The sequence below is a fragment of the Klebsiella sp. 141162 genome (genome assembly GCF_050600755.1).
Classification (GTDB): Bacteria; Pseudomonadota; Gammaproteobacteria; order Enterobacterales; family Enterobacteriaceae; genus Klebsiella; species Klebsiella aerogenes.
The window spans coordinates 871666-883545 of sequence record NZ_JAQIRI010000001.1 but is presented as its reverse complement, the minus strand read 5'-3'; the positions used below and the strand labels follow the sequence as shown (position 1 = coordinate 883545).

The 11880-nt window shown below is 52.6% G+C and carries 9 protein-coding genes; 3 read left to right on the top strand and 6 right to left on the bottom strand.

Translation table 11 applies throughout. From position 1 onward, the window contains the following. Positions 1-303 precede the first annotated feature (303 nt). Positions 304-555: a YciN family protein gene (locus PGR23_RS04145; protein WP_015366222.1), complete on the top strand. Its 252-nt coding sequence runs from the start codon at positions 304-306 to the stop codon at positions 553-555. A gap of 82 nt (positions 556-637) precedes the next feature. On the opposite strand, the gene sohB is transcribed toward PGR23_RS04145, so the two are convergent. Continuing rightward, entirely contained in the window at positions 638-1684 is a 1047-nt protein-coding gene (gene sohB, locus PGR23_RS04140; protein WP_047045013.1) for a protease SohB, read from the bottom strand. Positions 1685-1935: 251 nt separating this feature from the next. Here sohB and PGR23_RS04135 point away from each other — a divergent pair, with 251 nt between their 5' ends. Further along, positions 1936-2697, top strand: a complete 762-nt coding sequence (locus PGR23_RS04135) for a YciK family oxidoreductase (RefSeq protein ID WP_015366220.1) — start codon at positions 1936-1938, stop codon at positions 2695-2697. Continuing rightward, positions 2694-3284: a cob(I)yrinic acid a,c-diamide adenosyltransferase gene (gene cobO, locus PGR23_RS04130; RefSeq protein ID WP_045393160.1), complete on the top strand. Its 591-nt coding sequence runs from the start codon at positions 2694-2696 to the stop codon at positions 3282-3284. The genes PGR23_RS04135 and cobO overlap by 4 nt, the downstream gene beginning before the upstream one ends. Here the strand turns inward: cobO and PGR23_RS04125 are convergent. The 5 genes from PGR23_RS04125 to PGR23_RS04105 form a co-directional block, all read right to left on the bottom strand. Then, positions 3256-4230 (bottom strand): helix-turn-helix transcriptional regulator, encoded by a 975-nt coding sequence (locus PGR23_RS04125; RefSeq protein ID WP_047050029.1) that lies wholly within the window; start codon positions 4228-4230, stop codon positions 3256-3258. The genes cobO and PGR23_RS04125 overlap by 29 nt on opposite strands. 22 nt (positions 4231-4252) lie before the next feature. Further along, a complete protein-coding gene (locus tag PGR23_RS04120; protein ID WP_320482693.1) occupies positions 4253-6604 on the bottom strand; it encodes a beta-glucosidase family protein in 2352 nt (783 codons plus the stop codon). Positions 6605-6622: 18 nt separating this feature from the next. After that, on the bottom strand, positions 6623-7984 hold the full coding sequence (locus PGR23_RS04115; RefSeq protein ID WP_396279608.1) for an MFS transporter: 1362 nt from the start codon (positions 7982-7984) through the stop codon (positions 6623-6625). A gap of 178 nt (positions 7985-8162) precedes the next feature. Then, positions 8163-9065: a 23S rRNA pseudouridine(2605) synthase RluB gene (rluB, locus tag PGR23_RS04110; RefSeq protein ID WP_045393170.1), complete on the bottom strand. Its 903-nt coding sequence runs from the start codon at positions 9063-9065 to the stop codon at positions 8163-8165. Positions 9066-9292: 227 nt separating this feature from the next. Further along, positions 9293-11854 (bottom strand): EAL domain-containing protein, encoded by a 2562-nt coding sequence (locus PGR23_RS04105; protein WP_396279607.1) that lies wholly within the window; start codon positions 11852-11854, stop codon positions 9293-9295. Positions 11855-11880 lie beyond the last annotated feature (26 nt).

Here is an 11880-nt window from a genome sequence, read left to right as displayed (position 1 = left end):
TCTGCACGCCCAGTTTCACATCCATAAAACCAGATAGCTGAGTTTGCTGGCTTTAGCGAGCCAGGTTGCATAGCACGAAGAATTTTTGGCCGAATGTCAAGCAAATCTGTTGCCAGATCGCTGAAAGCGTCACACTGTACCTGATAAAATTCGTTACGCAACTTTATTAGCATGCAAAAGCCAACTCCGCCAGTAAAGTGATGTTTCTTAGCCAGTTGCAATTACCCCTGCACAATCAATGGAAAATTTGCCCGTTGCCCTCTCGCGGCGTAGACTACCGGCGAAGAACTACAGGAGTCCGTTATGCAAGGTACAACCCAACCCATCGAACGCCAGGCGTTACTTGAAATTGCCAATCAACTCATTCGCGATCATGAAGATACGTTAGCCGGAATTGAAGCCACCAACGTCGTTCAGCGTAACGGGGTTTTGGTGTTCAGCGGCGAGTTTTATCTTGATGAGCAAGGTTTGCCGACAGCGAAGAGCACCGCGGTATTTAACATGTTCAAGTATCTCGCTCATGAGTTGTCAGATAAGTATCACCTGGTTGATTAATAGCCAGTCATTGATGGGCCGGCTCTCGGCTTAAGCCAGCCAGAAACAGCAACGCGAGGTATCAGCCTCGCGTTGTTTTATCTTACATTAAGGGCTTTTGCCCACGCTGCCACCAGCGAAGTAATAGACGGTCCGCGCTTTCTGCCGCGCTACCGGTAACGCGATCGAGCAACTTCTTACGCTGCTGATAACGCACGCTAATGACTTCATGGTTATCCATCATGCTCAACAGGAGTTCATCGCTGGTCTGTACCGCATCCGCCAGCCCTTTTTCCAGCGCCTGCACGCCGTACCAGTGCTCGCCGGTCGCTACCTTTTCGATATCCAGCGACGGGCGCATCTGATGTACGAAATCTTTAAAAAGCTGATGGGTTTCATTGAGATCTTCGCGGAATTTCTGCCGGCCTTCCTCGGTGTTTTCACCCAACATGGTTAACGTGCGTTTATATTGCCCGGCGGTATGGAGTTCAATATCGATGTCTTTGTTTTTCAGGAAGCGATTGATGTTGGGGATCTGCGCCACTACGCCAATCGAGCCGAGGATAGCAAACGGCGCGCAGACGATTTTGTTCGCCACGCAGGCCATCATATAGCCGCCGCTGGCAGCGACCTTATCGACCGCAACCGTCAGTGGGATCTGTTTATCACGTAAGCGCTGCAGCTGCGATGCAGCCAGGCCATAGCCGTGAACCACCCCGCCGGGGCTTTCCAGACGCACCACCACCTGGTCGCGCGCCTTCGCCGAAGCCAGCACCGCCGTAATTTCTTCGCGCAGGCCGCTTACCTCGTGGGCATCCATGCTGCCTTTAAAATCCAGCACCCAGATACGCGCCTTGCCGCTGGGCTCCGCGGCGCCCAATTTTGCCCGCGCTTTGGCCTCCTTGGCTTCCTGCTTATGCTTTTTCTTCTGCGCTTTATGCCAGAGTTTTTGCTGCGGGCCATCCAGCAGCGCCACCGCCAGCTCTTCTTTCATCTCCTTATATTGCTCGCTAAGATTCGTCACCCGCAGCTCGCCGCGCTGCTTCTTACGCTGAGTCAGATTAACGATAATGGCGGCGATAACCGCAATGGCAACGACGATAGTCGCAGCCTTGGCTAAAAATAAGCCGTATTGAGCAAGTAATTCCACGTTTTCACCTTGTGTAAAGCACTGACGTTGACGCACAGTGTACATCAGCCTTTATCATCAAGTCTCTGCGCTTTCCGTGCGCTGCGAGGCGCATTCCCGTTTTTTTTGTCGCAATGAAATCGTTGCAAGATATTAATTCTGCGAAGAGTTTCCCTTTGACTGATTGCAATCATCAATCGTTTGAGGCATAAAGCGCAAAAGTAAGATACCGAATAAGATGTGGCCATAAGCAGGCCAGCAGAGGAGTCGCCGTGCACTATCAACCGCAGTATCACCTACTTAAAGACCGTATCATTCTGGTCACCGGCGCCAGCGACGGCATCGGCCGTGAAGCCGCCCTTACCTATGCGCGCTACAGCGCAAGCGTGGTACTGGTCGGCCGCAATGAAGAAAAGCTGCGCGGCGTCGCGCAAGAAATTGAACAGGCTGGCGGTATTGCGGCACGCTGGTTCACTCTCGACCTGTTGACCTGCACGCCGCAGGAGTGCCAGCAACTGGCGCAGAAAATCGCCATTCACTACCCGCGTCTCGACGGCGTATTGCACAACGCGGGCCTGCTTGGCGACGTATGTCCGATGGACCAGCAGGATCCTGAGGTATGGCAGCAGGTGATGCAGGTGAACGTTAATGGCACTTTTATGCTCACCCAGGCGCTTCTTCCTTTATTACTCAAGTCTGATTCCGGTTCGCTGGTGTTTACCTCTTCCAGCGTTGGCCGCCAGGGCCGCGCCAACTGGGGCGCTTACGCGGCCTCGAAATTCGCCACCGAAGGGATGATGCAGGTACTGGCCGAAGAGTACCAAAGCCGTCATCTGCGGGTAAATTGTATTAATCCTGGCGGGACGCGCACCAAAATGCGCGCCAGCGCTTTCCCGACCGAAGATCCGCAAAAGCTGAAAACCCCTGCCGATATCATGCCGGTCTATTTATGGCTGATGGGCGACGATAGCCGACGTAAAACCGGTATGACCTTTGATGCCCAGCCAGGGCGTAAACCAGGGATATCCCAATGAGCGATCAACGTTACCGCGAGCGCCAGCAGCGGGTAAAAGACAAAGTCGATGCGCGGGTCGCCGCCGCCCAGCAAGAACGCGGGCTGATCATGGTATTTACCGGAAACGGCAAAGGCAAAACTACCGCCGCCTTCGGTACCGTCACCCGCGCGGTTGGACACGGCAAAAAAGCCGGCGTGGTGCAATTCATCAAAGGTACCTGGCCTAACGGCGAGCGTAATTTACTGGAGCCGCACGGCGTCGAGTTTCAGGTAATGGCCACTGGATTTACCTGGGATACGCAAAATCGCGAAAGCGATACCGCTGCCTGCCTCGATGTCTGGCAGCACGGGCGGCGTATGCTGGCCGACGACAGCCTGGATCTGGTACTACTGGATGAACTTACCTACATGGTGGCCTATGACTATCTGCCGCTGGAAGAGGTGCTGACGGCGCTGAGAAACCGCCCTGCGCACCAAACGGTGATGATTACCGGGCGCGGCTGCCATCGCGAAATTATCGAGTTAGCCGATACCGTCAGCGAGCTACGCCCGATAAAGCATGCCTTTGACGCGGGGGTTAAAGCGCAGATGGGGATTGATTACTAACCGCCAGCCGCGCCAGCAGTTGGCCGTTTAATGGCAGGCATACACAGTCCTCGCCGAGCGCCAGCTGCTGGTCGAGGACGTTTTGCCGCGAAACAAAGCGTTTACGGTACTCGGTCGGCGTCAGTCCGCAGTATTTGTTAAAGGCGGCGATCAGGTATTTGTGCTCCTGAAAACCGCAGCTATGGCTGATTTCGGTTATCGGCGTACGCGTATCCCGCAGCAGATTACGGGCCTTATTCAGCCGTACCAGGGTCAGATACTCTTTAAAGTTGTAACGACTCACCCGCTTAAACAGCCGGGAAAACCACGAATAGCTCATGCCGCTGTGCTCGGCCACTTCGCTCAACGTCAGTGGCCGATCGTAATGCAGATTAATATAATCAATGCCTTTTTTAATCATCGACTCTTCGCGTAGCGAGCTCTCTTCGCGCTCCTGCGGCTCCCCTGCCGTCACCAGCGCATCAAGCAGTAAATAAATCGCCGCGATGCGCTGGAATGGCGTACGGTTATCGACGAGCTGTTGCAGCAGCGCCGTTAGCCGCTGGCGCACCTGCCAATCCGCGTTCTGCGCAATACGTCCGGCGGTACACCACTCCAGCCGTGGAGAGGGATGCATTTCATCAAACAGACCTGGCGAAAATTGCACGGTGACCAGCTGGCTACCGGCCACCTCCGCGCTGAGTGAATGCACTTCCTCCGCGTTGATATACAGCATATCGCCCTCGCGCAATAGCCACTCCCGCTGACCGACGGCCAGCGTAAAACCGCCATGAAGGACGGTGATAAGCTCCGGCGCCGGGTGCCAGTGAGGTTCGCAGTAGCGTACCTCGGCGGCAAAGACGTTGAGTTTCTCGGCGTCGAAGGCGATCAGCTCGTAGCCGCTATTGGTCGCCGGCTGCCCGCTTTGCGTTACCTGACGAGGATGCGTCACTGAAAACGGGAACACGGATTACCTCCTGAACTTTTGTTTATTGATGACCCGCCAGCACGGCATTGAGTTCATCGCGATCGATATCCAGCGCCAGGAATTCAGTCAATGCAATCAGCAAACCACAGAACAGATCCGGGGCCAGGCGGATAAGCTTTTCCCGTACCAGGTCTGGCGCTACACCGCTTTTCGCCGATATCAGCGTCACCACGCGGGCAAAGGCTTCCGGCTGTTGAATAAGCTGCTGGAGAGAATTGTCGTCGCGCAGCGGTACGTAGCGCGCAGGGCAATCAATCTCAACGCTTGCCGTTAATGGAAGATCGCGTGACGAAGCGCCCACGTAGATTTGCCACTGCCCAGGGGTCACCAGCCAATCCGCCAGCCCCGGATGATAGCAGGCTAAATCAGCGACAGGCAGTGCGAGCTCGACCCGACGCGTTTCTCCTGCCAGCAACGGCACTTTGCTAAAGGCTTTCAGCGCGCGAACCTCGCGGATAAGCTCCCCCTTCGGGGCCGCAACGTACAGCTGTACAATCTCTTTGCCCTCATAGTCGCCGGTATTCGTTAAATCAAACGCTACATACAGGGTGTCGCCTTCGGCAAGCCGCGCTGTGGAAAGCGAAAGATTGGCATAGCTGAATTGGGTATAGCTCAGGCCAAAGCCAAACGGGAAAAGAGGCGTAAGGCGGCGTTTATCATAATAGCGATAGCCGACAAATAGCCCTTCGCCATAATGATGGCGCAGGTTTTCCCCAGGATACTGCAGCCAGGCGGGCGTCTCTTCGAGCGTATTTGGCACCGTGACGGTCAGCTTACCGCAGGGGTTGCGCTTACCGAAGAGAATTTCAGCAACGGCGCGCCCCATCCCCTGTCCGGCGAAGAAAGTTTCCAGCAGCGCCCGGCATTCGCCAAGCCATGGCATCACCACCGCATCGCTGTTGGCCAACACCACCACCACGTTCGGCTGTACCGCAGCGACCTCGCGGATCAGCTGTTCGTGCGCGGGGAGAATATTCAGATCCTGGCGATCGCCATTTTCGCCATCTTCGCCAACCGCCGTGCTGACAAAAACCACTGCCACGTCGGCGGCCCCGGCAACATCGCGCGCCTGCGCCAGAGCCTGCTCGTCGCTTTGGTTGTCGTCTGGCGCGCCCGGCGACCACGTGACCTTAAAGTCGTCCCCGGCAAGATCGAAAATCTCATCCAGCGGACGGTCGAGCAAATACGGAACCGTGGTGGCACAACCTGAGCCCTGAATAACCGGCTCCTGTGCGGGCTTACCGATCACCGCGATGCGCGGGGTTTTATGTGGTTTCAGCGGCAGCAGGTTGTCTTCATTTTTCAGCAATACGATGGATTCTGCCGCTAAACGCTGCGATAACGCATGGTGTGCGGCAAAGTCAGCGCGCATTTGCGGCCGGCGATGTCGTTGTACTTTATCGACCAGCTCCAGCATCCGCAAACAAGCCCGGTCAACCACCGACATCGGTACCTCGCCGCAGGTGATGGCCGCCAGCAGGGTTTGTTTGTCCCGGCGGGTTTCCGGCATCGCCAGGTCGTTGCCGGCAAGCAGCGATGCCGGACGGTCTTTAATACCGTACCAGTCGGACATCACCAGACCGTCATATCCCCATTCATCACGCAATACCTGGGTCAGTAAGAACGGATCCTGCGATGTTTGGACGCCATTAAGACGGTTATAAGAAGACATCACCGTCCACGGCCGGGATTTGGCAATCGCTCGTTGAAATCCGGCGAGATAGATTTCACGCAGCGCTCTCTCCTCAATAATCGAATCCATTTCGGTACGCCGATACTCGGAGTTATTGGCGGCAAAATGTTTAAGGCTGGCGCCGACGCCTTCGGCCTGTAAGCCGTTAATTAGCGCCGCGGCGATATCACCGCTGACGATCGGGTCTTCAGAGTAGTATTCATAGCCGCGTCCAGCCAGCGGGGTGCGCCGAATGTTAATTCCCGGCCCCAATAGAATGCCCACCCCCATCTGTTGGCATTCGCGACCCAGCGCTTCCCCCATCTCCCGTACCAGTTCAATATCCCAGCTACAGGCCAGACTGGAGCCATTCGGAAAACAGGTGGCCGGCAGCGAGGCGCTGAACAACGCTTCACTGCCGCCCTTCGCGACAGGCTCATCGGCGCTGGCCTGGTCGGCGGTTTGAGTAATCACCGAGATGAAGTCATCCATGCTCCACTTTTCATTACCATCTATTTGCGCGCTGCTATAGCGCACGCCGTAGGTACCATCGGTCATCACGATATCGGGGATACCATGCTGCGGCAACGAAGCCGTGCGCCACAGGCCGCTGCCGGTCAGCAGCGCCACTTTTTCCTCTGCCGTCATGGCGGCGATAAGGGTACTAAAATCGTTATTCATCTCTCTGACTCCTTGAGGTTAAAGCGCATTTTGCTTACGCAGGCTGATTTTTTGCACAATATCGCGATAGGTTTTTTCATCCAACGAATAGCAGGCCACGAAGATGGCGCTGATGGCGAACATCGCGCCGGGGAAAAGCGTCATCAGAATATTGATGCCATTAATTGCATCGCTGGTCACATTACCCGCATCATAGTGATAGAGATCCAGCATCCAGCCCGCACAACCGCCGCCAATCGCCATCGCAATTTTGGTGATGAAGTTAAAGAAACCGTAGATTGCGCCTTCAGAGCGTACGCCGTGATGCCATTCAGCATATTCGACGGTGTCGGCAATCATCGACCACATGGCGACAAAGCCCATGCCTAGCGTAATGCTGTAAAGGCACACGCCAATCATTATCAGCCACAGATTATTACCGGCGATAAAATATTGCATCAGCACTCCCAGCACGCCAATTAACAATGCCAGTAGCGCCATTTTCTTTTTCCCCATTAGCGCAATCACTTTCTCGGAAACAATGGTACCAATGATATAAGCGCCTGACTGAACCATGAAGAAAGTAGCGGTGAAACCTTCGCTGCCGATGATGTATTTAATAAAGTAAATGGCGATCGCCATCCATACGGTATAAGCGATATAGAAAAATACGGTAAATAATGACAGATGAATTAGTGGTGCATTACCTAATACCGCACGGAACATTTCACGAAGCGTCGGCGCATTCATTTTATCCTCTTCGCCAACTCGCTCCGTGGTCAAGGCAAAACAGGCAAGAAACATAAAAGTCGCTAACAGCGCAAAACAGGAAACGGCAAAGACATAGCCCATTTGTTTATCGTTAAAAGGCGAAATCAGCCAGTCGGCGGTAGTGGAAACAATCAGATAGCCGACAATCGCCAACACAAAGCGGTATACCGACAGCGACGAGCGCGAGGCTTCATGCTGCGTCAGGCGGTTGGTCAATGCCGAATAAGGCGTGTTAACCGCCGTATAGGCCAGACAATAAATGGTATAAGAAGCAAGCGCGAAATAAAATTTAGCCTCCCCGCCAAACGGCACAAAACACAGCACGGTTAAAAAACCTAACGGTATCGCACCATATAATAGCCAGGGACGCAGTTTGCCATATTTACTCTGCGTCTTATCAATTGCAAAGCCAATCAGGATATTAAATATTGCGTCAATCACCCGGGCAATCACAAAGATCAGGCTCGCTTGTACCGCGCTGATGCCATAAATATTCGTATAAAAAAACAGTAGGAATAAAGAGACAAAACCGAACGATAAATTAGAGGCGAAATCACCTAAGCCATAGCCTATCTTTTCTTTTACGCCGATGACCACATAGCTTGCCGATAACTTTGTTGTTGTACTCATTGCGGGCTACCTGTTTTGTAATCAGTGCCGACAGTATATGGCGACGCTAATAACATCACTTTGCGTTATTTGTCTGCGTAATTCCTGTTTCTTGTCTTTATGCAAAAGTGTGAAAAATGTCACAAGCGAAGGGATAAAGGAGGAGCGTTCCGGCGGGAGACCGCCGGAACGGACAGCATTAGCCGTTAGTCTTGTTGCGGGTGCTGGAACGGCGGTTACCGTTATTACCCTGACGCGGATTGCCGCTGGTCTGGCTATGACGCTTGACGGCACGGCGAATCTGATTCGCTTTCATGCGACGGCGATCTTTCTCCACCGCCACTTTGCTTTCGGTTTCAGCCGGCAGCTCCACCAGTTCACGCAGATAGTTGGTCTGAGCCAAATCCAGTTCCGTCCAGCCGCCGCGCGGCAGGCCTTTCGGCAGCAGAATATCGCCGTAGCGTACGCGGATAAGACGGCTAACCTGAACGCCGACCGCTTCCCACAGGCGACGCACTTCGCGGTTGCGGCCTTCGGTCAGAGTGACGTTATACCATTGGTTGATCCCTTCACCGCCGGTGAACTTAATCGTTTTAAATGCTGCAGGGCCATCTTCTAACTGTACCCCACGCGCCAGCTGGCGCAGTTTGTCTTCATCAACCTGGCCGAAAACGCGAACGGCGTACTCACGCTCGACTTCGCGGCTTGGGTGCATCAAACGGTTCGCCAGTTCACCATCGGTGGTAAACAGCAGCAGGCCGCAGGTGTTCACATCAAGGCGACCTACCGCGATCCAGCGCGCGCCGCGCAGTTTTGGCAGACGGTCAAATACCGTCGGGCGCCCTTCCGGGTCGTTACGGGTGCAGAGTTCGCCTTCTGGTTTGTAATAGGCCAATACCCGGCAAATCTGCTCGGCAGATTCTTTTACCGAAATAAGATGACCGTCGATACGAATTTTCAAACCAGGTACGATTTCTACGCGATCGCCGAGGGTTGCGACCTTACCATCCACGCTGACGCGGCCAGCTTCGATGATAGTTTCAATTTCACGGCGGGAGCCATGGCCAGCACGAGCCAGCACTTTCTGTAATTTCTCGCTCATAGAGCTTCCTTTAGGTGTCGCCTTCCCAGGCGTCTGATATGCTTTGGCGACAACAGGTCATTAAAAACACCAACCTGTTGTTATATAAACACTTTACACAATTTAAGGCGCCATTCGTCAGCGCTGTAAAACAGCGCGCGCGCCTGCGTGGGCGAACATACTACACTAACTTCAAAATGAATGCTTCACTGCGATACATTTCTCCGTCTATTGCTCATCATCCGCCGTCAAGGAACTTGCCGGGATGGAAAAATGGTAAATGGCGCAGGATGACCAAACAGGTAACCTTGCGCTTTCTGGCAGCCGAGGTCGCGTAACTGGTTTTTTATCGCCTCATCTTCAATACCCTCAGCAACAACGGGCACCTTAAAACCCTGAGCCAGCACAATCAACGATGCAATCATCGATTCTGCTTTATCCTCATCGGCAAATTGGCAAATCAGCCGGCGGTCAATTTTGATGCTATCAAATGACAGCGTGTGTAAATAAGGCAAACTGGATAAATTGACGCCAAAATCATCCAGCGCTACGGCAATACCATGGCGGCGCAGATAAGCAATCATTCGACTAATTCTGGCAGCATCATTCATCAGTAACCGTTCGGTTATCTCAAGACAAATATTGCCCGTGACCAGACCATGACGATAGATAACATCCATTAAATGCCAGGCAAAATCCTGTTGCAGAAGCTGAATCGCCGATACGTTGATATGCAGTATAAAGTTCGCCGGCGCCCCACGGCGAATCATAGCGGAGAGTTCACGACAGGCCTCTTCAATAATCCAGCGCCCTAACGGGATTATCAGCCCACTCTCTTCCGCCAGGGGAATGAAACGATCGGGTGGAATTTCCCCTTCCGCTTCAGAGCACCAGCGAAGCAAGCACTCTCCTTCCTGAAAAGCGCTCTGATCCTGTAAATCCACAATCGGCTGCAGCACCAGATGAAATTCATGATGCTGGATCGCGTCATGAAGAGACTCATGAAGTTGGATATTATAAAGCTCGGCCTCATGCATCTCACCGCTGAAAAATGTCGCGACGCCATTTCCCTGCTTCTGCGCATGGCGTAGGGCAATCCACGCCTCACGCAGCGTTTGTTCAATATTCTCTTCGCGGATCTCAGCCGTAACCAAGCCTATATTCCCGGTATAAACGTATTTGTTTGCCGTAAGAGACGCTTCATTTTTGACGTCGATAAACAGTGAGGAAAGCAGTTCGCTGTAGCGCCGACGCTCTTTTGGCTGAGTTTGCCCTGGAAAAACCACGATAAGCTTATCCACTTTATCGCGGGCGATCAGCGTATTCGTCGGCAACAAATTACGCAGGCGAAGAATATAATCGCTGATGAATTTTTCACCATACTCCGTACTTAATGAATTGATAACCGTGTTCATGTTGCTGATATGCAGCAACGCAAGTAAATTTCTGCTTTGATATAACGATGCTTGCCGTAATAATCCGGCCCGCGTCAATAAGCCCGTTGGTTGATCTTCCTCTATTTCGCGCCGCTGAGCGTCGAAGCTTTCCGCTAACTGGTACGACAGCGCCATGAAAGTAGTTTCCAGAGAGGCAATTTCCGGGAAATGACGCTTATTATCGGGAGGCAACCAGCGGTGAGTCACCAGTTGTTCTGCTTTACGTACGATATCCCGAAGTGGCTTAACCGCGCGGGATAAGCCACAAAACACCACCAGCAGACCAAGCGAAAAAATGATAAACAACATGCCCATAGTGATGGCTATATATTTTATTATGGTACGAGTAATCATTCTCGCCGGACTAATCACGATCCCTGTCCAGTGTAATAAACCATCACGATCGGTGATAGGGAAAGCATCAATGTAATATTCCTCGTTGCCGGAGGTGAAAAAATGCACTCCGGATTGCTGGTGTGCTTTTAAGATACGACTCGCGGCCACTAGCACCGGTAAATGGGTGTTCTCCAGCGTGGGCAGATTAAGGCTCGAATGTTTTCCTCCCGCCAGCATACTTCGGGTCAACGAGGGGACGGATGAGGAAATTAACTCATTACTTTCATTAACAATAAGTAAAATACTGTCTGGATGAGGTTTGAATTTTTCCAAGCTTTTATTTAATTCGTTGAGGTGCAACTCGCTGGCCACTACGCCAACAAACTGTCCGGCGCGGTTGAAAGCCGGTGAACTGAACGCCACGCCAATTTCATTATCATATTCATAATCACGAAAAGGTTTTGTCCAGTGCGGACTCTGGTCTTTAGCCACCGCCGCATACCAATCGCGCTGCGTTATTTGATAATCCGGTAGCACCGCTTTTACCAATGAATTCACAGTGAGATGACTATACACCGTCAGATGATGAGCTGTTCGCGCATCTTTTACCGCAAGATAATCATTCGACGCGACTTTACCATGTGCCGCCTGAAGGAAATCGCCGTTCACCGCGCCAAATTCAACCAGATTGAGATAATGTTTGTTGCTGAATACGTTATTGGTGGTATTGACCATTTCCCCAATCAAACTGCGAACCGGGATCGCCGCACTGGATTGGCGCCCAATGGCATGGACCAGTATCGCATTCGCTTGTACGGGAACATCAATATAATCGTGGATAACTTCCTCGATATTGACTCTTTTCGCGCGCAGAATATCAGCACTCACCTCATCAAAAAAAGCATAACCCTCGTAGTAGAGAAAAGCATATGTCGTCAGCAGCACGACGATAATTGTCGTAACTAAGGTAAATATGATGGCCTGCGTTAAGGTGAACGGGTAGCTGTTGACCGAAAGCTGTTTTTTTAATATCTGCATCGTTATTATCGCCGTTTGTCGGGCAC

Coding starts and splice junctions, on each gene's coding strand:
- PGR23_RS04145 (WP_015366222.1), top strand. CDS start 304: ATGCAAGGTACAACCCAACCCATCGAACGCCAGGCGTTACTTGAAATT.
- cobO (WP_045393160.1), top strand. CDS start 2,694: ATGAGCGATCAACGTTACCGCGAGCGCCAGCAGCGGGTAAAAGACAAA.
- PGR23_RS04120 (WP_320482693.1), bottom strand. CDS start 6,604: ATGAATAACGATTTTAGTACCCTTATCGCCGCCATGACGGCAGAGGAA.
- PGR23_RS04115 (WP_396279608.1), bottom strand. CDS start 7,984: ATGAGTACAACAACAAAGTTATCGGCAAGCTATGTGGTCATCGGCGTA.
- rluB (WP_045393170.1), bottom strand. CDS start 9,065: ATGAGCGAGAAATTACAGAAAGTGCTGGCTCGTGCTGGCCATGGCTCC.
- PGR23_RS04105 (WP_396279607.1), bottom strand. CDS start 11,854: ATGCAGATATTAAAAAAACAGCTTTCGGTCAACAGCTACCCGTTCACC.